We start from the raw sequence: 24,503 nt of genomic DNA on the forward strand, positions 1-24,503 counted from the left end.
ACCGCCCTCGGGGACGGTGGCCGATAGGTTGCCGGATGAACCGAGAAGCCCAATTCTTTAGAATTGGGAGTTGTCACCTTGATGCGTATCCTGCCTGGGCGCCTTCAGGTGAAGCCATCGCTTTTCGCAGCAACCGACGAGGCAGTAAAGATATCTATATTCTTGATCTTGCAACTGGGCAGACGCGCCTCTTTACGCCTCATCAGGCTGATGATGATCAGCCTTCATGGTCGCCTGACGGAACGCGGATCGCTTTTATCTCTAACCGTAGCGTTGCTGGTTCCTCAAGTGGGAGTTACGATCTCTATATCAAGAACCTGGAGGGCGGCGGTCTGGTTCAACTTACGGCAACCACCGACGATGAGCAATTTCCTCATTGGCGACCCCGTTGACGAGCAGTGCATCTTTTGCCGTTGCCGTACACGGCTTGGCTCATGGTCAGCCAAGGTTATCTTGCTGGCCTCATCACATTGGCGTAGGCCGGTTCAGAGCTATGTTTGTTGTTGCTGGGCCCCTACGCTACCCGCACGACCGGCAAATGCAGGTTGCCGCGCATCGCGAGCACGCGCAAGACGACGATCAGGCCAAAGCCTGACCAGAAGGCGATGTCGTGCGCAACGGTAAAGTAGTCAAGAGCCAGGTAGAGCACAATGCCACTGATCGCTGCCGTTGCGTAGATTTCGCGTTGCAAGATCAGTGGCACGCGCGCCGTGATGACATCGCGCAGCACGCCGCCCGCTACGCCCGTCATTGTACCCATGATGACCACGATCATCGGGGCGTGGTTGGCCGCAAAGGCCAGTGTGGCTCCCGACATAGCAAACAGGGCCAGCCCGAGCGCATCGGCAATCAAGAACAGGAACCCGGGGGCTGGCCGCCACCTCAGGTAGAGGATGGTCACGAGCGTCGCTGCAATGATCGTGGTGAGGTACCACGTATCAACGATCCAGAAGATGGGATGGCGATTGAGCAGGAGATCGCGGATGGTGCCACCGCCAATCGCGGTCAGGGTTGCCACAATGATCATCCCAAAAATATCGAGCTGACGATCACGCGCCGCCAGCACGCCACTTGCCGCAAAGACCGCCACGCCGATCAAGTCTAGATAGTAGAGTAGCACAGGATCTCCTTATTCCAATTATTTTTGAGGCGTTCCACGAATGGGGCCACGAAGGAACGAGAATCCTGCACAGAGCCGCCCATATTCGTTTATTCGTTACCAATATTCGTGGTCGGCGGTGCGACCGGGAAACTTTTGTTCCACACTGTCGAGATACGCTGCGCTCAATCGCCAATCGCCCTACCTCCTGATCACCGGCATCCACGTAAACGGTTCGTGCGCGTAGGGCACAATGTCGGGTGGCACGGCAAAGCGGATGATCGCCCCCGGGCCGACGCTGTGTGTTGCTCCATTGCTGTTCAGTTTGTAGATCGCCCGCGCCTGCGCAGTCCCGGTCTCCCCACTCACCATGCCGCTCGCCCGTACTTCAACGCGGTAGTAGCCGTCACTCGCGCTCGGGTCGGTGACAAGGATCAGTTCGACTTCGCCGTCGCCCAGGCTGGCGACGATGCCCAAGTCGCTGCCGTTAATGCTCAGCCGTAGTTCGCTGTATGGCTCGAAGTTAGTTCCCTGAACCAGAATCTCGCTGCCCGGCGTAACTTCGCTGGCACTCAAGGCAAGCACCGGTTGCACCACTGGCTCTGGCGTCGCCGTGGGCGATGGGGTCACGGTGGGCGTCGCGGTCGGCGAAGAGGCTACGGTGGGCGACGGGGTCGGCGAGGGCTCGGCAGTCACGGTCGGCGATGGGGTCGCCGTTGGTGTGGGTTCTGGTACCCCCGGCGGCTCTTGGTCAAGCCAGAGCCAGACACTTGCTACGCAGCCTTTGTACGCTCCGCCAGGCCCAGGCCCGAGCGGACACGGGTCAGGCCCTCCGCCGTACCACCCCATCGGGTTGGTCTGGCGACCACCGTAGCGGACTTCAAAGTGGATATGCGGTAGCCCGCCCGCAGTGCCGCTCAAGCCAAGCGTTTGCCCCTGCGTAACCGCCACCCCCACCTGCGATCCCGGCTGGCCGATGTAGACCGCGCTCATGTGCCAGATGACTATTTCATACGCTCCGCTAACAATGATCAGGCCGCCGTCGCTGGCGCCACTCGGGAGCCGGTTGTAGAGCAGGCCGCCCGCCGGGGCGATGATCGGTGTGCCAATCGGCATGCCAAAGTCGTCTCCGTCGTGCGTGTCGTACGAAGTTGTCGTGCGACCTAGGTAATCCAGCATCCCAGGGATGTTCGGGCTTTTGTTGTTGTCAACCGATGGGTAGGTGTGGTCATAGTAGGCCCGCGAGAGCAAGGGAACATTGTAAGGGCGGATCAAGAACGGCTCGCGGGTCTGCTGCGGCACAAATTCGTCGACCGTCGGATCGCCGAAATGGGCGCGATAGAGCGTCAGAAAGCGTTCTTGCCACGGTGCGACGTTGCCATCTTGCGTCAGTGGGCTCAGCAACAGGGCCAACCCGAGTTCAGCCGTCTGGCTGACGGGCATGATCGCGCCGTGCTCACAATCGCCTACATACACATAGGCACCTGCATGCGGGCCAAGCGCTGCCCGCGTACGGGCAATCTGCACCGCCAGCCAGCGCTGCCACGCCGCTTCGTCGTGCGCCGGTGTAGCCTGGTCAAGCACGGCCATCACCAGCAAGAGGCGGGTATTGACGCCGTGAAGGATCGCCGCTTGTTCCAGCGTTTGCAATTGGTCTGGCGTCAGATCAAGCCCAAGCTCTTGCGCCGCCCTGCTCAGTGGTTCGCCGTACCAGCCGTTGCTGTAGAGCAGCAGCGTATCGGGATAGGCCGATGCTGCACTGGTTGTTGTTTCGCTCGCGGCTGGTGCCGGTGCGGATGTGACATTGACCAGGCTTGTCGCGGGTGGTGCATTGGCCGTAAAGAGGCGTGCGGTCGGTTCGTCCCACGCTGGATCATCAAGCGGTACGGTTGGTAGGCACTGGGTCGCCTGGGTTGCGGCAACCCGCTGCATTGCGACCCGCTCGTCAGGCAAACGCAACGTGGCGACCAGGCCAACGGTAAGGAGCAGGCCGATGGTGACTGGTAGGGTGTAAGCGGCTGAAGCGAGACGTTTCATCGTTGTTATCCTGCATGTTCTTGCTTGAGCACGTGCTTCTGGACTTTGCCCATCGCATTGCGTGGCAAGGCGGTGAGAAGCCGGATTTGGCGGGGGCGTTTGTAGGCCGCCAGCCGTTCACGGCAAAAATGTTCGAGTTCGGCATCTGTCGGGGGATTGGCCGGATCACGAGGCACAACTGCTGCAACGACCTGTTCGCCAAAGGTCGCGTCAGGCAGTCCAAAGACGGCACACTCGGCAAGGCCAGGGTGATCCAGCAGCACCTCTTCGACCTCACGCGGATAAATATTGTAGCCCCCGCTGATGATCAACTCTTTGGCACGCCCGGTGATCGTATAGTAGCCATCGGCGCTACAATGACCCAGGTCGCCGGTGCTAAACCAGCCATCCTCGCCCAGCACTTCGGCGGTCGCCGCCGGGTTGCGCCAGTAGCCGGCAAAGACGTGTGGCCCTCGCACCTGAATTTCGCCAATTGTGCCCGCCGACACTGGCTGCCGACTCTGTACCTCAACAATGCGCGCCTCTTGTCCTGGGAAGGGGCCGCCCACACTGCCCGGACGACGCTCGCCCGCATACGGGTTCGTCAGGTTCATCCCGGTCTCGGTCATGCCATACCGCTCAAGGATCGGCTGACCGGCCAGCGCCGCAAAATCGGCAAAGGTCTGCGGGCTGAGCGCCGCCGAGCCTGAGACAAAGAGCCGGACATGCTTGCCTGCGTCGCGCAGCGCCTCGCCCGCCCCAACGGTGTCGATTAGTCGGGTATAGATCGTCGGTACGCCAAAAAACATCGTACACCGCCCCTCGCGCAGCGTCGCCAACGTCTCTTCAGGCTCAAACCGGGGCCGCAGCACCAGACTCGCCCCGCGCAACAGGGTGCCATGCACGCCAACCCCAAGCCCGTGAATATGAAAGAGCGGCAGCACGAGCAGCAAGCGATCACTCGCCTGCCAGTTCCAGGCCGTACACACCGCCTCGCTATTGGCAATCAGGCCACCATGGGTCAGCATCGCCCCCTTCGAGCGCCCTGTCGTCCCCGAGGTATAGGCGAGGATCGCCAGATCCTCGGGCCTGGGCAGTTCCTCGTTGATCGACAACGGTGCATGCTGCTCAAGGGCAGCAGCCAGTTGCCCCTCAGGGTCGCTCATTGAGCCCGGATCATCGACGGTATGCTCGCCACGGTGATGAGGCAAGGTGCCTGGCGCGAGCTCAACGAGCGCAGGCTTCAGCCGGGTCGGGTCGGTCAGCAATTGCGCCCAGGGTCGTGCAGCGAGTTCCCCCAGATGCATTGCCCCTTCGGCATCACACACCACCACGCGGGGTTCGCTATCGCCGAGAATATGATCCAGTTCAACCCGGCGATACTGCGTATTGATCAGCACCACCGCCGCCCCCGCCAGATGAGCACCCAGGTACGCGCCGAGAAAAGCCGGTCCACCGGCGAGATAGAGCCCAACGCGGTCGCCACGGATGACCCCGTGCTGCCGATAGTGCAACGTCCAATACCTGGCAGCTGCGATCAGATCCCCATAGGTAATCGTCGTGGCCTCCCAGATAAGACAAGGGCGTTCAGGATCAGTCTCACCATACGCGACGGCTGCCGCCAAAAGAGAGGAGAATTGGCTCATCGCTTAACCAAAATCTTGTAAAAGCTTAACAAACCGGCAAACATTTGTTAGTATGAGGCACGTAGGATTATGGTTCATGGAACTACCCCGATATGGTTATCGGGATCAAAACCTACCAGTAAAAGGGAGTATAGCATGACCAGGATGTCACGTCGCGCATTTTTGCGTGGCACGGTTGCGCTCGGTGCCGGGGCTATTCTCTATAAGTTTACCAATGGATGGTCAATTGCCACGGCGGCCAATGGTGACGAAGCCTATCAACTGCGCATTGTGCATACGAATGACCATCATGCACGGATCGAGCCGACCGCCAGTGTCACGATTGCCTCGGGGGTTACCCGGGACCTTGGCGGTGTTTCGCGCCGGAAGACACTTTTTGATCAGATTATTGCCGACAATACACCTCCTGTCGGTATTCCACGCGATCTGCTCTTCCTCGATGCTGGCGATGTCTTCCAGGGTACGCTCTATTTTAACCAGTATCAAGGCCAGGCCGATCTTGAGTTCTACAATCAGCTTGGCTATGCCGCGATGGCCATCGGCAACCACGAGTTTGACTCGGGCGATCAGGTGCTGGCCGATTTCATCGCCGGGGCGAATTTTCCTATTCTCGCCGCCAATATCACCGCCGGCGCGGCCTCGCCCCTCGCGGCGCTCTATGAAGAAGGCAGTGTCACAGGCGGCAAGTGGGGCCCCTGGACGATTATTGATAATACCACTACTGGTGGCAAGAAGATTGGTATTTTTAGCCTGACGACGGCTGATACGGCCAATATTAGCAGCCCCAGTGCGGCCGTTACCTTCAATGGCGATTATATCGCTGTGGCTCAACAGCGGATTGACGCGCTCCGCACGACCCTCGGGTGTGAAATCGTCATTGCCCTCACCCACATCAGTTACCTCGATGATGTTGCGCTCGCCCAGGGTGTGCGTGGGCTCAACCTGATCGTCGGTGGTCACTCGCATTCGTCGCTGCTCAGCGCTGCGCAGAGTACGCAACCCACCGGGGCCCCTCGGGTCGATGGCCCGTATCCTACCGTCGTTGAAGATCTCGACGGCAAGAGCGTGATCGTCGTCACCGACTGGGAGCATGGTAAGTGGGTGGGCGATCTGCTCGTCAGCTTTACCGCTACCAACGAGATCCGCGAGGTTGTCGCAGCTGACACCTTGATCCGTCCGGTCTGGGCCGGTGGAATCAGAGATGGACGCGAGCTGATCGCGGATGAAGGCGCTGAAATCGTGCCCAATGCAGCCTTCGAGACTCGCATTGCTGAACTGGCCGGTCCGCTTGATGAGTTGCGCCGCACGAAGATTGGTGAGACTACCGTGCTGCTCAGTAACGCCGCCTCGGTCGTTCGCGAGCGCGAGGCTCCGCTTGGCAATCTCGTCGCCGACGCGCTGCGCGAACTGGCGTTGGGCTTTGGCGGCAATCCTCAGAACCTTCCGATTGTGACGATCATCAATGGTGGTGGTTTACGCTCAACGATCCCGGTTGGTGATATTACCATTGGCAGCATGCTCGAAGTCTTGCCCTTTGGCAATACGGTGGCTCTGGTAGACCTGACGGGGGCGCAACTCTTGGCGGCTCTCGAGAATGGCGTCAGCGCCCTGGGCGGAACTGCCGGGACGGGACGTTTTGCCCAGGTCGCCGGTCTGCGCTTCAAGTTTGCGCGCACCCGTCTGCCAGCCATTCAGGGCAATCCCACAGGAACGCCGCCGGTCGCAGCTCAGCGTGGTGAGCGTGTGCTGAGTGTCGAGGTTCGCGAAGGCACTACCTTCCAGCCGCTCGATCTCCAGAAAGTCTATCGCGTGGTGACGAATGACTTTATGGTGCGCGGGGGCGACAGCTACTTTGTCTTCACTGAGGGTGGCGATCGCGCTGACCCGACGGTTGGGGGCGGAACCAATCAGGTTGACACCAAATTGCTGATGGTTGATGCCGTGATTGATTATATTCGCGCTCAAACAGGTGGCATCGTCAGCCCGGAAGTCGAAGGTCGCATCACCGAAATTCGGTACGCGTATCTCCCCTTCGCGGCCCAGCCGACTGTCGCTGCCCCAGAGTTTGTGACCGTCCGCTAACCGACGAGGTACGCTGACTCTACCATAAGTGACGCAGAGGTTCTACCGTTTGCTAGCACCTGTCGTTCTACGACAGGTGCTAAAATTATAACCATTTACGTGAGCGAAAAAAGATCAAAAAACCTACTCCAGTAGCAATCATTAAAGCAAGTGCCCAGAGATACCCAAAACGCCATTGTAACTCGGGCATGTGGGCAAAATTCATGCCATAGATGCCGGCGATGAGGGCGGCTGACATCAGGATGATCGAGGTGATGGTAAGGACTTTGACAATCTGGTTGAGTTGATTTGATTGCACCGAGAGGAAGGCATCAAGCGCACTGGAGAGTAGCTCACGGTAGGTGTCAATGCTATCGGTGATGCGGACGATATGATCGTAGATGTCCTGGAGATAGATAACGGTCGTGTGTTCGAAGATGGGCACGTCGCGGCGGATCAAGACATTGAGCACATCGCGTTGTGGCGCAACAATGCGACGAACATGGAGCAATTCGCGCTTGAGGGCGAAGATATCGCGCACAACGTCTTCGCGGAAACGGGCAAAAATTTGTTCTTCGATTGTCTCGATGCGTTCGGCCAGTTCATCAATCACGGGAAAATAGTCATCTACGATTGCATCAAGCAATTCGTACAAGATGCCGCCACTCCCGTGGTTGAACTGCTGTTCGTTGCGCTGCCAACGGGCAAGCGTCTGGTCAAGCACCGCCATTGTCCCGGCGTGAATGCTGACGATATAGTTTGCGCCGACGAACAGATTGAGCGCCTGCGTGACCAGTCGTGTATTTTCAGAGTCGTAACCGATCGCATAAAAGACCAGAAAATAATAATGGTCGTACGCATCGAGTTTTGGCCGTTCATGGTGGCGGGTCGCATCCTCAATGGCGAGTGGATGGAAGCGGAATTCTTCGCGCAAAAGCTGGATATCTTCTTCTTCGGGGTTTTGCATATCAACCCAGATGAAGACATCCGGATCCATCAACACATCACTAATCGTCTTGAAATCGTTTATAAGGTTGATCTGCCCATAACGCCGACAGAGCATAATCCGCCGCGGCTGTGACCGATCGGGCAACGCTGCTCGTTCGATCCTATCGGTCATATCATCCGCAAGCGACCGGCTTGTCATCGCGCGACCCTCCAACAGTGGTGGCTATGCTCTTCTGATCTACAGACGAAGCTATTTGGTACTCCGCACCAGCAACACAACCCCGCCGATCAGACTGATCAGCAAGCGAATGCTAAACACGGTGAAGGCCAGGGCGAGCGCTGTGGCATCGGGTACGCCTGCTTGCCGTAAATAGAGCGTAAAGACAAGATCACGTGCGCCAACATTGTTGAAAAAGATCGGTACCATCCCAATAATATCGGTCAAGGGTACCATCAACAGATAGAGCAACCATGCCGCCTCGATGCCAAGCGCCCGGCTTGCAATGACGTGCATACCAATCCAGAGGGCATGCACCAGCAGCGAGATCATCAGCACCGCGAGCAAGGTGCCTCGGCTGTGACGATACTCATCAAGCGCCTGCGCAATTGTGCTCAAGGGTTGCCGTACCAGCACGGGCAGCCAGTGTCCAAAGCGCCGCAGCAGCCACGGTGCCGCAAAAGCCCCGCCGGTTGCAACCAGCGCCACCAGCGCAAAGCCGGCGGTTGCTGTGATCAGGGTTGGTTCGGTGACGGGTTGGCGCGCAACAAGCGCACTTGCCCCGACCAGCAGCGCCCCGAGCGCAATCAAGCTCAATGCCAGCAAGCCCGTCAAGCGTTCCATAAAAACCGAAGCGCTCGCCTGAGCATAACTCCCGCTCTTTCGCCCCAGCGCCACGACCCTCATTGCATCGCCCCCAACCGAGGTCGGCAGAAAATTATTCGCAAAGAGGCCGAGAAATGAGGTTGCGAGCAACCAGCGATAGGGTTGGGGCCGTTGGTTCGCCTGCAACAGCAAAGCCCACTTCCAGCTACTGAGGGCAATGCCCCCCAGTTGCACCACTACCGCCAGCAGCAACAGGCGCCAATCCGCCTGCTGCCACTGAATCCAGATCGTCCGTGGATCAGCCCGCCAGACCAGATACCCCAGGAGTCCGCCACTCACGCCAAAGCGCAAGAGCAGCCAAAGCAAAGAGCGTAACGAACGACTACTCCCAGTTTGCAAACGTCAATCCCCCATCCTGCGAGCGCGGGCGTCCCGCCCGCTGGCGCTCCCGAAGCGGGCGGGACGCCCGCGCTCCCAGGAAGGCCAGAAAACTTAGGTTACAGACTACAAAACCTTGACGTGCCTAACCTCACAAACTTTGCGCCTTTGCGCCTTTGCGTCAAAAGTTGATGTTAGATCAGCTCAAAGCCAAGCTTTTGCAATGCCTCACGCAGCCGATGGCGTCCTGCTAGGCTCTCGGGGCCGGCGACCCGGCGGGCCGAATGCTCAACCCAATCACCCTCCACCTTCATCTGTTGTTCGGTGTAAAACGCGGCCATCGTCGCACTGTACGCACTGATCTGGCTATCCTGATCAGCCTGATACTGCTCACGATGGAGCACAGCGTCGAGGGGCAATCGTGGTTTGACGGCAGCGGGCCGTTCGGGATCAGGGTAGCCAACGGCCATCCCAAAGACCGCGAACGTACGTGGTGGCAACCCGAGCTCAGCCGCGACCTCTTCAGGCTTATTGCGCATCGCCCCGACATACACCATGCCAAGGCCAAGGCTTTCGGCGGCGATGGCGGCATTCTGCGCGGCAATGGCCGCATCAACCGACCCCATCAAAAAGGTTTCGAGATAATCAAGCGCCTGATGCGGCATCTCACGGGCCTCGGCGGCGCGGGCCACGCGGCCTAGATCGGTGAGCCAGACCAGAAAGAGCGGGGCGCGTGCAATGAAATTTTGCTTGCCACCGAGCTCAGCAAGCCGCGCCTTGCGCTCGGGATCAGTCACTGCGATCACACTCCACGATTGGAGATTCGACCCCGTCGAGGCCGACTGTGCGGCGGCAATCATCACTTCCAGCGCACCCTCCGGCACCGGCTCGTTGCTATATGCACGCACCGAACAATGCCCCAACAAAACATCTACCGTTTCGTTCCAGAGTTCGGCTGGCAACGCCAGGCCACTGCCGTAGCGTGCCGTGGTTGCTTCACTAACTCCCATGGTTGCATACTCCTTATCAGGCGAATTCTTCTGTTGCGCAGTATACCATAGGGCTGTTGCCCTCAAAATCCATCCCAAACCTGGCTGCTTGCGCTAAACACTAGTCAGCCTCTAAGCATCCTTCCCCACCCTGGCGGCTTGCGCTAGTACAGCGTTCCATCCGCCCGCCCGAAGTTGCTGGGAGCGCGCGCGGCCCGCCCGCGTTCCCAGGCTGCCAAGCCATCCTATGGTCGTGGCAATACGACCAGCACTCCCTCTTCGGTATGGCCTGGCACAGAACAAGCAAAGCGAAACCTTCCAGCTTGATTAATTGGAAAGGTCATAATCGCATCAACCCCTACCTCAGCTGCAACAATGCGTGTGCCGGTTGGCAACTCAAGCATTAGGGCGTGGGCAATCGTATCGCGGTTGCGAAAACGGATCGAAACAATTTCACCTACATACGCCTCGATTTCGGCTGGTTCGTAGCCTGAAGAAGTTACGGTCAATTCGATCAACCGTTCGGGTGGTAGGGCTTGACCACAACCAGCGAGCAGCATGAGCAGCATCAGACCGATGACGACACGACGGACATGGTTCACAGAGACACAAAACATAACGCAACCTCATCATGGCTTGCAAGAATACCGAAAAAGTGTAGTACAATACTGCACAAGATCCCCTTTTGACAAGAAGAAATAGTCTCAAGCAGACCGACCTCTCTGGCGGGCGCGTGTAAAGCAAAGGGTTGGTCCGTGTATGATTGTGAATGCATAGAGGATCATCATGCTGTTGTGGATTGTACTGTTTGCGTTGGTCACATCGCCGCTTGGCCTGCTCGGCCGGCGGACACCGCGTCCACTGATTGGATGGGGGCTGGCGGTGCTGCCGTTGAGCCTCTTTGTCCTGCTTGCCCTGCAGATTCCCTTGATCGCCAGTGGCGGTCGTCTTGACGAGGCGGTACCCTGGGTGCCGGCGATGGGGCTTGAGTTGCGCTTTAGCCTGGACGGGTTGGGCATGCTCTTTGCCCTGATTATTACGGGTATTGGTACGCTCATCGTGGGCTATGCCGGGGCCTATATGGCGAACGATGCCGGTCTGGGGCGTTTCCTCGTCTACATGTTCCTCTTTATGGGGGCGATGCTTGGCGTGGTGCTCGCGGGCAATATCCTGACGATGTTTGTCTTCTGGGAGTTGACCTCGATCACGTCGTATCTGTTGATCGGGTACAAACACGACTACCCCGATGCCCGGCGCGGTGCTCAGCAATCGCTCTTGATTACCGGCATTGGCGGGCTTGCGCTGTTGCTCGGCCTGCTGATCCTCGCTGCGGCAGCCCAGCAGGTCGGGGTGTCCGTCGCCGATTCTTATCGCTTTGATGCCCTGATTGCCGCTGGTGAACAGATCCGTCAGACGGCACTCTATGCGCCAGCCGTCGCGTTGATCTTTCTTGGCTGCTTCACCAAATCTGCCCAGTTCCCGTTTCATTTCTGGTTGCCCGGTGCGATGCAGGCTCCGACGCCCGCCAGTGCGTTTTTGCACTCGGCCACCATGGTCAAGGCCGGCATCTATCTGCTGGCGCGCCTCTCGCCAGCGCTCGGTGAGACGCTGCTCTGGAATGGGACGCTGGTGGCTGTTGGTGGCTTTACGTTTGTCTTTGGTTCGATTGTGGCCTTCCGCCAGTATGATATCAAGGCGTTGCTTGCCTATACGACCCTCAGTATGCTGGGTGGCCTGGTGATGATGATCGGGCTTGGGGGCAAGTATGGGGCCGAAGCCGTGGTGACAGGTATTCTCGCTCACGCGCTCTATAAGTCTTCGCTCTTTATGGTGGCGGGTATTATTGACCACGAAGCTGGCACCCGTGATCTCAATAAGCTTGGCGCATTGCGGCGCTATATGCCGATCACGATGGTCGTGACGGCGATCGCGTTGCTGTCGCAGATGGGTATTCCGATTCTGATGGGCTTTGTCTCCAAAGAGTGGATGCTCAAAGCAGCCCTTGAGAGTTCACTGCCAGCTCCTTGGCCTCTGGTGGCTCTCGTTGCCCTTGTGATTGGTGCCGTTGGCTATATTATCGCTGCATGGCGACTCTTTCGCAATGCGTTTCTCGGCGAACCTTCGCCCACGGTGCAGAAGCATCACCTCGTCGATCCGAAATGGTCGATGCTCTTGAGTCCGGCGGTGCCGTCGGCGCTCTCGCTGATCCTGCCGCTCGGGTTGTTGCCTGCCGTTAGCTCGTTGCTCAGCCCGGCCGCCTCGGCGGTCTATGGGGCTCCCTTTACCTTTGAACTCTACCTCTATCGCGAGGTCAATACGGCGTTGCTCATTAGCCTTGGGGTCATTGCGGTTGGGGCGCTGTTCGCAACCCAGCAGCAGCGTTTGGCCGCCCACAAGATCATTGCCTCGATTGATGGGGCGGTGGTCTTCGATAAAATGATCGAAGGGTTGCTGGCCTTCGCGACAGGCATGACGCGGATGATCCAGTCGGGGCGCCTGCGTACCTATCTGCTCTACGTTGTCCTTGTCTTTATGCTCTTTGTCGGAACACCTTTTGTGGCCTATGGCCTTGATGATATTCGTTTTGTCCTTGATGAGAATCTGCGCTTCTATGAGGTGGTGATAACCGCCTTGATTCCGATCTCGGTAATTGCTACGATTGCGGCCCGCTCACGCCTTGGGGCGATTATTGCGATCGGGGTGGCCGGGGCGATGGTTGCCCTGATCTTTGTGCTCTTTAGTGCGCCTGACCTCGCGCTGACCCAGTTGCTGATCGAGGTGCTCTCGACCGTCTTTTTGCTCTTTGTCTTTTCGGTTTTGCCCTCGCGCTTTGCGAGTTTGTCACCTGCGTGGGTGCGCTGGCGCGATGCAGTCATCGCGACGGTGTTTGGGGTGATGATGGCGCTGCTGGTGCTGGCTACCTCATCAAATACCGACTTCCCGTCGCTGGCACCCTGGTTCCTCGCCAATAGCCTGAGCGAAGGCAAAGGGGCTAATGTCGTCAATGTCATCCTGGTCGATTTCCGTGGTTTTGATACCCTCGGTGAGATCACGGTGCTCTTTATTGCTGTGCTTGGTATCTATGGTTTGTTACGCTTCCGACGAGTAAAACCGGATGAGCGTGCTTCGGGACGTGATGCGCAGACGATTATGCCCGGCGAGGATCTGAATCTCTAGTCCAGAGAAGGACGCAAACGATGTATGAGTCAGTGATTTTGCGTACGGTCGCCCGCGTGATGATGCCGTTGCTCTTGCTTCTGTCGGTCTTTATGTTGCTGCGTGGTCATAATTTGCCTGGTGGGGGTTTTATTGGTGGTCTACTCGCTTCTGCGGCCATTATTATGCAGATTATTGCCTTTGGGCCGACGTTTGCGCGCAAGGTCATCCGCGTTGGCTACCTAAATATGGCCGCTTTCGGAGTCTTTTTTGGGGCGATCTGGGGCCTTCCCGCGCTCTTCTTCAATCTGCCCTATATGGATGCCTTCTGGATTAATGACCCGATCCCTGGGATTGGCAAGATTGGTACACCCGTACTCTTCGATCTCGGGGTCTTTTTTACGGTGGTTGGGGTGACAACCCGCGTTGCGCTCTTGCTCGCTGAAGAACCTGAACTCTTTCCAATGTATGTCCAGGCTGAAACTGAAGAGTAGTCAGAATAAGAAGAGGCATCTCGATGAGTATTTTGCTTCCCATAGCGATTGGCTCCCTCTTTGCCGGCGCAGTCTATTTGCTCTTACGCCGTAGTGTCGTCAAGCTCTTCCTGGGCCTGACCCTCTTGAGCCACGGCGTTAATCTGTTGATTTTTAGCATGGGTGATGGCCTCCGCCGTGGTGTGCCACCGATTACCGCCGCTGATGGTACGACTCTTCCAGGTACCACCGATCCGCTGGTGCAGGCCCTGATCTTGACGGCAATTGTGATCAGTTTTGGCATCTTGGCCTTTATCCTCGCCCTGGCCTATCGGGCCAATCAGGCGGTGAAGAGTGACGATCTTGACGATATGGTGACAACGGATCGACTGTAACTACGGAATTTTGATCTATGGCAAATCACCTGTTTCTTCCAATTGTTTCATTGATGGTCGGGGCTTCACTGACGGTGCTCTTTGCGCGCCAGCGTTGGCTTGCCCGGGGCATTGTTGTCGGCAGTGTGCTCTTTCACTTGATCTATAGCCTCCGGTTGCTCTGGGTTGTGGCTGCGCACGGCCGTCAGGTGAGTCAGGCGGGTGGCTGGCTGGCCCCCTTTGGCATTACGTTCGTCGCCGATGGTGCGACGGCGATTATGCTCGCAGTGGCCTCGCTCTTGACGCTGATGACGGTGTTGTATAGTTTTGCCTCCCTCGACGAGGGCTACGAGCGCTATTTTTACTATCCGTTGATCTTGCTCCTCTTGCTGGGGGTCAGTGGCGCCTTTATGACCGGCGATCTCTTTAACCTCTATGTCTGGTTTGAGGTGCTGCTGCTTGCGTCGTTTGGCCTGATTACGCTTGGTGGTACCCGCGCCCAGCTCGAAGGTGGCCTCAAGTATGTGGTGCTTAATCTGATGGGTAGCATTGCCTTCCTGATTGGGTGCGGTCTGGTCTATGGGGTTGTCGGTACCCTCAATATGGCCCACATTGCCGAACGAATGCAGACGATCCAGCAACCAGGGATTATGACGGCGATTGCCTGTATCTTTCTCTTTGCTTTTGGTAGCAAGGCCGCCATCTTGCCACTCTTCTTCTGGCTGCCGACTAGTTACCATACGCCTCCTGTGGCCGTTACTGCGATTTTTAGTGGCTTACTCACCAAGGTTGGCGCGTATTCACTCTATCGCGTGTTTGGTACGGTGATGCAGAATGAGTTGATTCACCTCGCGCCCTGGATTCTGACGATTGCCTGGCTCACGATGCTCGTCGGGGTCTTTGGGGCAATGGCGCAGATGAATGTGCGCCGGATCCTCAGTTTCCATATTGTGAGCCAGATTGGCTATTCGGTGATGGGCCTTGGCCTTGCGAGTTCGCTCGGTCTCGCCGCTGGTCTGCTCTTTACCGCCCACGTGATGATTGTCAAAACGGCGCTCTTCTTCATTGGTGGCGCCGCCGAGCAGATCTATGGCACCGGTGATATCAAAAAGATGGGTGGCCTCGCCCGCCGTGAACCGGCCCTCGCGATGTTCTGGTTCCTTGGCATTATCTCGTTGGCTGGCCTGCCACCCATGAGTGGCTTCTTTGGCAAGCTTGCCCTCTTGCAGGCTGGGGTGACCCAGGGGGCCTGGCTCGTAACCGGTGTGGCAACCCTGACCGGCATCCTTACCCTCTTCTCGATGCTTAAGATCTGGAATGAGGTCTTCTGGAAGAAGTCCTATGCCGATGTAAGCAAGTTGCCCAGGGTTTCACCTGGTTTGCTGCTGCCCGGGGCGCTGCTTGTGATCGTGAGTCTTGCCCTCGGTCTCGGGGCCAGTGTGCTGGTTGATTATACGACGGTTGCTGGGATGCAACTCTTTGATCAGGCCGGCTATATTCAAAGTGTCTGTGGCCTTGATGGCTGTGAGGCTGTCTTTCAGGCGGCAATCAGGTGATCCTGCGCTAGTGGTGGAGGCGAATTGTGCTGGTATTGAATTTTGTCTTTGCGCTGATCTGGATGGCCCTCAAAGAGGAGTTTAGCTTTATCGACTTCATTGTTGGCTTTAGCCTTGGCTTTGCCATCATTGCTCTCTCGCAAAAGGTGCTGCAAGATCAGATTATCCGTACCACCAAATTACGCTCTGATGGCAGCTATATCAGCTATCCCGAGCGCACGATGAAGACGTTTAGCCTGATGGTCTTTATGTTCTGGAGCATCATCAAGGCGAATATTGACGTTGCCCGCATTATTATTCGCCCGCGTCTTGATATTCAACCGGGGATCCTCGCGATTCCGCTTGATGTCCAGAGCGAGATTGGCATCACGTTGCTCTCGAACCTGATTACGCTCACCCCCGGTACGGTGACGCTCGATATTTCGCATGACCGCAAGACGCTCTACGTCCATGTTATGGATATCAAGGATCCCGATGCGGCTCGGAAAGAGATTAAAGAGGATTTCGAACGTCGGGTGATGGATATCTTTCCCTAAGATGGGCCTTCGCGCTATGCGCTATGGTTTCAGGCTACTTTAGAGTTCTGAGGGAGACATCGTATTCTGATGCGTTCGGCCTATTTTCTCTTTGCTAGCTCCTACATTCTTGTCTGAGGTGAAGCATGTCCCTCTTTGAGACTATTATTGCTGTCTTGATGGCGATTACGTCGATCTCGCTGGTGATGACGACGATACGCCTGTTGCTCGGGCCGACCATTCCCGATCGGGCCGCCTCATTTGATCTGGTGATGAGCCACGTGGCCGCGCTCGTTGCGCTCTATGTGATCTTTGTGCGCCAGGAGATTCTGATTGATGCCTTGATTGTCATCGCGATCCTCGGTTTCCTCGGTACGGTTGCCGTTGCTCGCTATATTGAGGAGGGACGTAGCTAATGACCATTCTTGAGATGCTAACGGTCTTTTTTGCTACGGTCGGGGTTGCTTTTATGCTGCTCGCCTCTTTTGGTGTGCTGCGCCTGCCTGACCTCTATACGCGTGTCCACGCGGTTGGTAAAGCAGGTACCCTCGGGGTGATCGGGGTGCTGCTTGGGGTCGGTTTTTATTTTGGCAGTCTGCTGGTGCTCGCCAAGATGCTGGCGCTGATTGGCTTTTTTCTCTTGACGTCACCCGTTGCGGCGCATATGGTTGATCGGGCTGCCTATCTGACGAAGGTCAAGGCTATGCCAAGCAAGGCCCCCGATGAGCTTGCCGGTCGTTATGATGAGCGTGGCCGTTTGTCGTAGGGGCGCTTTATCGGCGGCAGGTTATTGTACCGCGCTGCGCCCTGACCTGCTTGGCGGTCGCCGCCAGTGATTGATCAGCAAACCGACGACGCCTGCACTCATCAGCACCAGGCTGATGACCTGCGCTGCGCGCAATGGCCCGAGATAGAGGCTGTCAAGGCGTAACCCTTCGATCCAGAAGCGTCCCGCTGAGTAAAAGATGGCGTAGATGAAGAAGAGATCGCCCGGGCGTAACCGGCGCTCCTTGACAGGCGCACCATGGCCGAGCCGCTGATCGAGCAACAACAACAACCCGAGCCCGATGAAACTCCAGACCGACTCGTAGAGGAACGTTGCGTGAAAAACGGTGTCGAGCGGGTATTCTTGCAGGTTGGTGTAGGGCGGTAGCCGATAGTTGGCGTCAATCCGTACCCCAAACGGCAGATCCGTCGGTCGCCCGTAGGCCTCCTGGTTAAAGAAGTTGCCCCAGCGCCCGATCGCTTGCCCGAGCACAAAGCCGGGTACGCAAAGATCCAACCACTCCCAGAAGGGCAGGCGGTTCCAGCGCGTGTAGATCAAGACCGAGAGCACCGCGCCAATCAAGCCACCGTGAATCGCCAACCCACCTGTCGTCAGGTTGAGCACACTCCACGGATTCGGCGCAAAGCGATCCCATTCAAAGATGACATAATAGATGCGTGCCCCGGCGATGCCCATGATCAACCCGAGCATCAATTGGTTCCAGACATGATCGGGGTCATAGCCACGGGCTACCGCCCGACGCGAGGCCAGGTAGGCCCCGAGCAGCGCCCCACTCATAATCAAGACGCCATACCAACGCACTGCGATGGGCAGACCAAAGAGCGTAAAATAAAACAGAAATGGATCGTCAGGCGGATAGAGTATCATAGCCTCGTCTATAAAGCTGCGGCGTAGCGCACCGCATTGCGAAAGAGCAGCAAGCCGTCACCTTCGTCGCGGGCCTCTTCACGGGTCCAGCGTGGATGTTGTTGTGGCAAAATGGCATTTTCGGGATGCGGCATCAGGCCGAGCACATTGCCCTGCGCATTGCAAAGCCCGGCGATATGGCCGACCGAGCCATTCGGATTGGCAGGATAGCTGATGGCTTGATCGCCCATTGCGGTCGTGTAGCGCAACGCAATCAACCCCTGAGCTTCAAGCAGCGCCAGCGTGGCTTCGTCGCGTAGGGCGATCCGGCCCTCGCCGTGCGCGACAGGAACTTCGATTGGGCACGTGAGATCGCGGACAAACGAGCAGCGTGTCCCAGGGTTGGCTTCAAGCGTCACCCAACGGCACTCAAACTGTTCCGAGGCATTGTCGGTCAACGTAACCGCCGGCGCACAGTCAGGCTCAGCAAGGCATCCCGGCAACAGGCCCGCCTTGACGAGCACCTGAAACCCATTGCAGATCCCGATCACGGGGCGACCATCCTCAACAAAACGGTACAAGGCTTCACCAAGCCGATGCACCAGATCAATCGCGAGGAGCCGACCGGCCCCCAGATGATCGCCATACGAAAACCCACCAGGGATCAGCACCATCCCATAATCGGCGAGGCGAACAGACCCCTCGGCCAACTGGTTAATATGAATGCGCTCAGGGGATGCCCCAGCCAATTCACAGGCAAGCGCCGCATCGCGATCACGGTTGATGCCAGGGGCGCGTAGGATCAAAGCTCGGACTTGCATAATTAACTCCAGCGGAACTCGATCTCAACTTCACCAATCTTGATCCGATCACCCTGACGCAACCGATGCGCAATGCGTGGGGTGATCAAGGTGCCATTGACCAGGGTGCCATTGGTACTCCCCAAATCAGTGACCGTATAAAAATCACCATCGCGCCGGATCGTAGCGTGGTGGCGTGAGGCAATGCCGCGGTCATGCTCGGCGAGATCAATTTCAGGATAATGATTCTGGCGTGGGTCACGGCGCCCAATCCGCATAGGCGTACTGCCGAGCTTCAACTCCCAGGTGCGATGGGGTGAACTGACAAGCAGGCGGGCGGTTGCCGGCGGCGCGAGCGGTGTGCCACAGGTTGCGCAAAAACGGGCGCGGGGCTTATTCAACCGCCCACAACTCGGGCAGGCAGTGGTGGTTGCTGTGTCAAAGACCGGGACTGGTTGCGGTGTAGGTGCTGTTACCGGCGGGATCGGCAGCGGTGCTGGTCGTGGGGGCACCGGGGGCGCAGTTTGTGGTGCCGGGGGGGGCGTGGCTGGCACAGGACGAACCCGCTGCGTCGGATCAACAAAAGGCCCATCGAGGCACTGCAAGAGTGCCTGTTCGACTTCGACACAACTCGCAAAGCGGTTCTCGGGCTGCAAGGCCATTGCCTTGATCACCACCGCCTCGGTGCGCTCGTCCACCGAAGGATTCAGCTTGCGGAGCGAACCCGGCAGGGGGCTTTGCAGGGGTACCGGCGGCAGGTTGGTCAACAGATGCAACAGGGTCGCACCCAGCGCATAGACATCGCTGCGCGCATCAGTCTGCCCGCGCCCATACTGCTCGGGTGGTGCATAGCCCGCCGAGCCCATCGCAATTGTATCCTTCTTTTTGCCCTGCTTGTGGGTTCGCGCCACCCCAAAATCAAGCAACTTGAGCACGCCCTCAGGGGTCAACATCACATTCGAGGGCTTCAAATCACGATAAATGATTGGTGGCGTCTGGCGGTGAAGATAGGCCAGCACCCGGCAAAGCTGGATGCCAAAGCCAATGACGTCACGCCTGAGCAGCGGGGCATTGGCATCGTGGATGCGTTTCTCGAGCGTCTGCCCGGGGACAAACTCCATCACCATGGTTGGGCGTCCCGTGTGCTCAAAGAGTTCCAGCACGACAGGCAAGGCCGGATGCTGCAGCGACTTGAGCAGCAGCGCCTCACGCTCAAACAACTGGCGATTATCCGCTACCTCTTCGGGCGAAGGTTCCCCCTGGGGGCGCATCTCTTTGAGTGCCCAGATGGTACCATCGCTCGCACGGGTGACGCGATAGACAACCCCCATCCCGCCACGACCAATCGTATGAAGGATCGTATAACGATCAATACCACCCTGTACCACCGTGTTTGGGGCAAGCTGATCCAGTGTTATCAAAGCTCTCGTCCCGGGCATAGACTGACAATGGGCAACTCCGCGGGCATTATACCATGCCCCTTCTGGGAAGATAAGCCGCTGAAGGCCTTTGCCTAGGGGGATTGCCGATTGCCGATTGGGCGCAGCGCATCTGTCGCCAACCTAGGGCAATTGCATCTTGCGTTGGTGCGTGCCACCATGCTCGCGGATTGCCTCCATCCACCCCACCGTCGCCGTCAACGGCTCGGCTACCGCATACGAAGCCGGCCTTTGCCGACTGGATCAGGCCACGCAGGTGGCCTTCGCTGCCTAAGAGCCGAGCCGTGTATGGCGATGGCAGAAGATGCAAGCGCCCTGTGACTCCCTCATCTTTGAAACCTTGCCTGCGCTAACTTCGCGTATAATGCATTGATATGCTACCACCTGTGCTATCGGAGCCTGACATATGTATCGCCAGCATAGCTATTGCTCATTTTGCGGACGCCCCTTCCTTGACGGTCAGCGCTGGCCCCGTGTCTGTGCGCACTGTAGCAGCACGACCTATCGTAATCCACTGCCGGTGGCCTTGATTCTTCAGCCCGTAGATGATGGCATTCTGGTGATTCGCCGTGCGGCAACACCTCGGCAAGGGCAACTCGCCTTGCCAGGCGGCTTTATCGAGATGGGCGAGAGTTGGCAACATGCGGCGGCCCGCGAACTTCGCGAAGAGGCTGGCGTTACGGTTGCGGCGGAACAGATTACCGATTTTGGTACCCGCAGTACCCCAGATGGGTATCTCCTCGTCTTTGGCCTGGGGCCACAACTCCACAATAGCGATCTGTCACCCTTCCGGAGCAATCGCGAAGCCGAAGCACGCCTGATCATCACCAATCCGGTCGAACTGGCTTTTCCATTGCACACCGAAATGGTGCATCGTTTTTTTGCCCGTCGTTCCTAGTAGCGGCACGGCGGCGCCGTGCCCCCCGTGCCCTGGCCCCCGCCCCACGGTCACGGCGCCGCCCCCTGTCGCGTTACGTCACTGACTGCTCAAGCGAGCTACTGTTTGTTTCACTCCAGATCCGTACATTATTCCGTCCGGCATCTTTGGCAGCATAGAGCGCTTGATCAGCCCGGTTGATCAGTTCATCGAGGTGCGTATTGTGGAGGCTTGTCTCCACGACAACGCCAATACTCGACGTGACCTGGATCTCGTGTTCGTCGACCGAGACACGCAGGCTTTCGATCGCGTGCCGAATCCGCTCAGCCACGCGGGCGGCTCCTTCAAAATTGGTATTGGGCATCAAGACGGATAATTCTTCCCCTCCATAGCGCCCGACAAGATCGTCGGCCCGTACGCACGCCTGACAGGTCTGGGCAACACTCTGTAAGACGCGATCGCCTGCCTGGTGCCCATAGGTGTCGTTGATGAGTTTGAAGTGATCAAGATCGAGCAAGAGCAGCGCAAGCGGCTGGCGTTGTCGCCGTGCGGTCAAGATGGTCTGCCACATCACGGCGAAAAAATGGCGCCGATTCGCTAGGCCCGTCAGCGGATCGGTCGTTGCAAGCCGCTCGACCTCGGCAAAGAGCGTGCAATTCTCCATCGCCGTTGCTACATGCGAGGCAAGCAGATCAAAGAGGGCCAGATCATCGTCAGTATACGCAAAAGCCTGCGGGTTATGAATGACCATCATGCCGATGACATCTTCGCGCCCATGCAGCAGCGTGGCCAGCACGGTGCGGCTCGTGAGCCTGAAGCCTGGGAGTTCGGGGTGGAACTCGGTATCATTGAGATGTGTGAGGCACCAGGTTTGACCGCGAGTCACCAGGGTTTCGGCAAAACTATTGGCAAAGGCATAACAACCGCCCTCGCGACTTTCACGCGGATCAGCGATATAGAGATCGCAAACCTCACTGCACGCGAGGTCAAAACGGCTGATCACGAGGACTTCAGCCCCCAGGAGGCCCTCGACCGCACGATAGACTTCGTGAAAGAGGGCCGCCGGGTTGGCGCTATGGGCCGCAATCTGGCGGGCCGCCTGTTGCAATTCGGTCAGGCGGCGCTGCATGCGCACCTCACGCCCGTACATCTGGGCTTGCTCAAGGGAGACCGCGACGTGGCTGGCAAACATCCGCCCGATACTCGCGTCTTCTTCGGTGAAAAAATTCGGCTGCTGGCTGTCAATCGTCAGAATGCCGATCACCCGCTCGCCAACAATCAGGGGCAAGGCGAGCCACGAGCGGATGATCATATCAGGCGGATGGGTAAACTCAGGATGTTCTAGTTTGGTGTCGGCCAGTCGGATTGTCTCGGCTCGCTCGTAGATGGCCTCTTCATAGCTCCCTGGTTTGATCGGAAAACGCAGGCCTTTGACCTGCGCTGGATGGGCAAAACCGCGGCAATCGAAGATTTCACTGTATCCGCCGCGCCGGAGTTGCACCGATGCGCTGTCATAAGGCACGACGTGGGCCAGTTGCTCCATCATCCGGCCAACGGCTTCGTTAGCATCTAGGGTGGCGGCGACCGTGGCGACAGCCTGCCGTAAGGTTTCGACCTGATCGGCCCGCTTCTGGGCCTCTTCATAGAGACGGGCATTCTCAAACGCGAGTTCACGAAAGGCTCCTTCACTCTCCCGCAGCGCCTCGTTCGCTTCGGCCTGCGTCGTAATATCGCGCAGCACGACCAACATCCCTCCGACCCTGCCCCAACGGTCGTGTAGGCGCGTGACAACGGCTTCATAGAGCACCCGTTCGCCGCTGGCTTCCGTATGGTTCAGGTTTGTGACGAGCAGATCGCTGTTGTTCGGCTTCGTCGTCGGCCCGAGCTCTGGCAGCAGGCTCGTTAGGCTGACGGGTAGGCGTTGTTTTGCCCCCAGGCGCTCGTATCCCTTTTGATTCATTGCCACGACCTGGTTGTGCTCATCAAGAATGAGCACACTATCAGGCAATTTCTCAAAGAGCATATCATAGGCAATGGGCATCAACTCAAAGAGCCGTTTGTAAAAGATGCTCCAGGCCATAATCGGGTGGGCCACCAGAAAACTGATTGGTGAAACCTCAAAGTCGGGGATGGCTGGCATCGGGACGATCTGCATCACGACCAGGATCGAGATCAAGGCGGGCAAGAGCAGGCTCAAGGGCAAGGCCCAGGCTTCCAGTCGGGCATGGCGCGTTGCCTTCGCCGCAGCCTCGGCAAGAATCAGAATGGCTGTACCAATTAAGAGGTATTGATAGCTTGTTATGACCCAGAACCATGGACCGTAGCTGTAGAAGAGCCAGGGGAACGCGCCATCAGTGAGCATCGTAACATGAGTGCGTACCAGGCCGTGGAACGCATCCGTCCAGATGATCAGGACATTGAGGAATGGAATGATCATCAGCAGGTAGCGTAGCTGACGGGCCAGTTCTTGACGCCCAGTATAGCTGAGGGCAAAGAGCAAGGCCCCGACAACCGTCAGGTCAACCGCGAGAAAGATCAGGTTATCCCAGATGATCTGTCCTGTGAGGGTAGGGGTTAAGGTTTTGCCGAGGGCAAAAGCTGCCCACGCGCTCTGGCCGCCGAGCATCAAGCTAAACGAGACGGCGCCGGGCATCGCCCGGTGGCGTAGGGTATAGAGGGCCAATAAAAAGGCCACGATGGATGATAAGGTAAGAAGTAAGATGATCATGCTATTGATTGACATGGCCTCAACCTTGGTTTGCCAAGACTGTGCCTATTGTAACATATGGCCTTTACCACAACATAATTCCTTGTGAAAAAAGGTCTTTATTATGAATAGTAGCAAGCCCTAAACATTGGTTTACCTCGTCAGAATGGCAAATAGCATCTGAGGATGAACCTTGCACAGGTTTTGCATATACACATGCAATGTTGACTATAGTGCTATAATCTTGTTGCACGAACGTAGTTTGCAGTCTGCACTACGAAACCTGTCTGGAAGTGTGGGTGGTCTATGGATCTGGTTCGGCACAAGGCTCAGTTGCGCCAGTATTTCAATGGAGTAGGTTTTGAACGCTGGTCGGCAATTTATGGCCAGGCCGAACTTTCACCGATTCGACGGTCGATTCGGCAAGGCCATACCACCATGCTTGCCGTTGCTAGTCAGTGGCTCGACGCAACGGCTATGCCGGCTGATGCGACAGCCCTTGACGCAGGTTGTGGCACCGGGCTCTTTACCCTCGAGCTAGCCCGCCGTGGTTTTCAGGTCACGGCGACTGACCTGGCCCCTCAGATGGTCGCGGCAACCGCCGAGGCCGCAACTCAGGCAGGCCTCGCTCAGCGCGTCACGACTCGCGTGGCCGATGTCGAAGAGTTGCAGGAACGCTATGACGTGGTTGCCTGTTTCGATGTCCTCATTCACTATCCAGCCCAACCCTTTGCCTTGATGTTGGCCCAGTTGTCCAATTGCTGCGAACAGACTCTCCTCTTTACCTATGCACCTCACAGCACGCTGCTCGCTGCACTCCATCGTGTTGGTGGGTTTTTTCCCCGCAGTCAGCGTCGCACGACTATCCAGATGATCCCTGATGCGCTGGTGCGCTCAACCCTTGCTGATGCCGGAATGAAGGTGTGTCGCGCCCAGCGCATTAGCTGTGGTTTCTATCACGTAACGCTGGTGCAGGCCCAGCGCTAGCCGGGGTTCCGTCGGATTGATAGACC

The 24,503-nt window shown here is 57.6% G+C and carries 22 protein-coding genes; 11 read left to right on the forward strand and 11 right to left on the reverse strand.

The window, feature by feature from the left end:
• A partial coding sequence (locus tag EKD05_RS16480) for a DPP IV N-terminal domain-containing protein (protein ID WP_205703964.1) occupies positions 1 to 392 on the forward strand: 392 nt, incomplete at its 5' end.
• A gap of 122 nt (positions 393 to 514) precedes the next feature.
• Here the strand turns inward: EKD05_RS16480 and EKD05_RS16485 are convergent.
• The 3 genes from EKD05_RS16485 to EKD05_RS16495 all read right to left on the reverse strand — a co-directional run bounded on the left by EKD05_RS16485 (position 515) and on the right by EKD05_RS16495 (position 4,761).
• Positions 515 to 1,120, reverse strand: coding sequence for a trimeric intracellular cation channel family protein (locus EKD05_RS16485; protein ID WP_129674696.1), 606 nt, complete (start codon positions 1,118 to 1,120; stop codon positions 515 to 517).
• A 180-nt stretch (positions 1,121 to 1,300) separates the two neighbouring features.
• A complete protein-coding gene (locus EKD05_RS16490; RefSeq protein ID WP_129674698.1) occupies positions 1,301 to 3,136 on the reverse strand; it encodes a M23 family metallopeptidase in 1,836 nt (611 codons plus the stop codon).
• Between the two features lie 5 nt (positions 3,137 to 3,141).
• Positions 3,142 to 4,761, reverse strand: a complete 1,620-nt coding sequence (locus EKD05_RS16495; protein ID WP_129674700.1) for an acyl-CoA synthetase — start codon at positions 4,759 to 4,761, stop codon at positions 3,142 to 3,144.
• Positions 4,762 to 4,896: 135 nt separating this feature from the next.
• Between EKD05_RS16495 and EKD05_RS16500 the strand changes: the two genes are divergently transcribed.
• Positions 4,897 to 6,843, forward strand: coding sequence for a bifunctional UDP-sugar hydrolase/5'-nucleotidase (locus EKD05_RS16500; protein WP_165360770.1), 1,947 nt, complete (start codon positions 4,897 to 4,899; stop codon positions 6,841 to 6,843).
• Positions 6,844 to 6,928: 85 nt separating this feature from the next.
• Here the strand turns inward: EKD05_RS16500 and corA are convergent, their stop codons facing one another.
• From corA to EKD05_RS16520, 4 genes are all read right to left on the reverse strand, one after another.
• Positions 6,929 to 7,942 carry a magnesium/cobalt transporter CorA gene (corA, locus tag EKD05_RS16505; protein WP_129674704.1) on the reverse strand — a complete coding sequence of 338 codons (1,014 nt, stop codon included), beginning with the start codon at positions 7,940 to 7,942 and terminating at the stop codon, positions 6,929 to 6,931.
• A 78-nt stretch (positions 7,943 to 8,020) separates the two neighbouring features.
• A complete protein-coding gene (locus EKD05_RS16510) occupies positions 8,021 to 8,992 on the reverse strand; it encodes a lysylphosphatidylglycerol synthase transmembrane domain-containing protein (RefSeq protein ID WP_129674706.1) in 972 nt (323 codons plus the stop codon).
• A 173-nt stretch (positions 8,993 to 9,165) separates the two neighbouring features.
• Entirely contained in the window at positions 9,166 to 9,981 is an 816-nt protein-coding gene (locus EKD05_RS16515) for an NADPH-dependent oxidoreductase (RefSeq protein ID WP_129674707.1), read from the reverse strand.
• Positions 9,982 to 10,205: 224 nt separating this feature from the next.
• On the reverse strand, positions 10,206 to 10,577 hold the full coding sequence (locus EKD05_RS16520; protein WP_129674709.1) for a cupredoxin domain-containing protein: 372 nt from the start codon (positions 10,575 to 10,577) through the stop codon (positions 10,206 to 10,208).
• Positions 10,578 to 10,746: 169 nt separating this feature from the next.
• Here EKD05_RS16520 and mbhE point away from each other — a divergent pair, with 169 nt between their 5' ends.
• The 7 genes from mbhE (at position 10,747) to mnhG (ending at position 16,800) form a co-directional block, all read left to right on the forward strand.
• Positions 10,747 to 13,137, forward strand: a complete 2,391-nt coding sequence (mbhE, locus tag EKD05_RS16525; RefSeq protein WP_129674711.1) for a hydrogen gas-evolving membrane-bound hydrogenase subunit E — start codon at positions 10,747 to 10,749, stop codon at positions 13,135 to 13,137.
• Positions 13,138 to 13,157: 20 nt separating this feature from the next.
• Positions 13,158 to 13,610: a Na+/H+ antiporter subunit B gene (locus EKD05_RS16530; protein WP_129674713.1), complete on the forward strand. Its 453-nt coding sequence runs from the start codon at positions 13,158 to 13,160 to the stop codon at positions 13,608 to 13,610.
• A gap of 23 nt (positions 13,611 to 13,633) precedes the next feature.
• Positions 13,634 to 13,984, forward strand: coding sequence for a sodium:proton antiporter (locus EKD05_RS16535; RefSeq protein WP_129674715.1), 351 nt, complete (start codon positions 13,634 to 13,636; stop codon positions 13,982 to 13,984).
• Positions 13,985 to 14,001: 17 nt separating this feature from the next.
• Positions 14,002 to 15,519 carry a proton-conducting transporter membrane subunit gene (locus tag EKD05_RS16540; protein ID WP_129674717.1) on the forward strand — a complete coding sequence of 506 codons (1,518 nt, stop codon included), beginning with the start codon at positions 14,002 to 14,004 and terminating at the stop codon, positions 15,517 to 15,519.
• Between the two features lie 26 nt (positions 15,520 to 15,545).
• Positions 15,546 to 16,055 (forward strand): Na+/H+ antiporter subunit E, encoded by a 510-nt coding sequence (locus EKD05_RS16545; protein ID WP_129674719.1) that lies wholly within the window; start codon positions 15,546 to 15,548, stop codon positions 16,053 to 16,055.
• Positions 16,056 to 16,180: 125 nt separating this feature from the next.
• Positions 16,181 to 16,450, forward strand: coding sequence for a monovalent cation/H+ antiporter complex subunit F (locus EKD05_RS16550; protein ID WP_129674721.1), 270 nt, complete (start codon positions 16,181 to 16,183; stop codon positions 16,448 to 16,450).
• Positions 16,450 to 16,800 carry a monovalent cation/H(+) antiporter subunit G gene (gene mnhG, locus EKD05_RS16555; protein ID WP_129674723.1) on the forward strand — a complete coding sequence of 117 codons (351 nt, stop codon included), beginning with the start codon at positions 16,450 to 16,452 and terminating at the stop codon, positions 16,798 to 16,800. The genes EKD05_RS16550 and mnhG overlap by 1 nt, the downstream gene beginning before the upstream one ends.
• A gap of 21 nt (positions 16,801 to 16,821) precedes the next feature.
• Here mnhG and lgt read toward each other — a convergent pair whose 3' ends face one another.
• From lgt to EKD05_RS16570, 3 genes are read right to left on the reverse strand one after another with little or no spacing between them, the layout of a single operon-like run.
• Positions 16,822 to 17,688 carry a prolipoprotein diacylglyceryl transferase gene (gene lgt / locus EKD05_RS16560; RefSeq protein ID WP_129674726.1) on the reverse strand — a complete coding sequence of 289 codons (867 nt, stop codon included), beginning with the start codon at positions 17,686 to 17,688 and terminating at the stop codon, positions 16,822 to 16,824.
• Positions 17,689 to 17,696: 8 nt separating this feature from the next.
• Positions 17,697 to 18,488, reverse strand: coding sequence for a phosphoribosylformylglycinamidine synthase I (gene purQ, locus EKD05_RS16565; protein WP_129674728.1), 792 nt, complete (start codon positions 18,486 to 18,488; stop codon positions 17,697 to 17,699).
• A gap of 2 nt (positions 18,489 to 18,490) precedes the next feature.
• Entirely contained in the window at positions 18,491 to 19,888 is a 1,398-nt protein-coding gene (locus EKD05_RS16570) for a protein kinase (RefSeq protein WP_165360771.1), read from the reverse strand.
• A 424-nt stretch (positions 19,889 to 20,312) separates the two neighbouring features.
• On the opposite strand from EKD05_RS16570, the gene EKD05_RS16575 reads away from it, so the two are divergent.
• The gene (locus EKD05_RS16575) at positions 20,313 to 20,804 is read left to right on the forward strand and encodes an NUDIX domain-containing protein (protein WP_129674732.1); all 492 of its coding nucleotides are present in this window, start codon (positions 20,313 to 20,315) and stop codon (positions 20,802 to 20,804) included.
• A gap of 73 nt (positions 20,805 to 20,877) precedes the next feature.
• Here EKD05_RS16575 and EKD05_RS16580 read toward each other — a convergent pair whose 3' ends face one another.
• Positions 20,878 to 23,526: a diguanylate cyclase gene (locus EKD05_RS16580; protein WP_129674734.1), complete on the reverse strand. Its 2,649-nt coding sequence runs from the start codon at positions 23,524 to 23,526 to the stop codon at positions 20,878 to 20,880.
• Positions 23,527 to 23,796: 270 nt separating this feature from the next.
• Between EKD05_RS16580 and bchM the strand changes: the two genes are divergently transcribed.
• Positions 23,797 to 24,477: a magnesium protoporphyrin IX methyltransferase gene (gene bchM, locus EKD05_RS16585; RefSeq protein WP_129674737.1), complete on the forward strand. Its 681-nt coding sequence runs from the start codon at positions 23,797 to 23,799 to the stop codon at positions 24,475 to 24,477.
• Positions 24,478 to 24,503: the final 26 nt, after the last annotated feature.

The sequence above is a fragment of the Candidatus Chloroploca sp. Khr17 genome (assembly GCF_004138165.1).
In the GTDB taxonomy this organism is placed as follows: domain Bacteria; phylum Chloroflexota; class Chloroflexia; order Chloroflexales; family Chloroflexaceae; genus Chloroploca.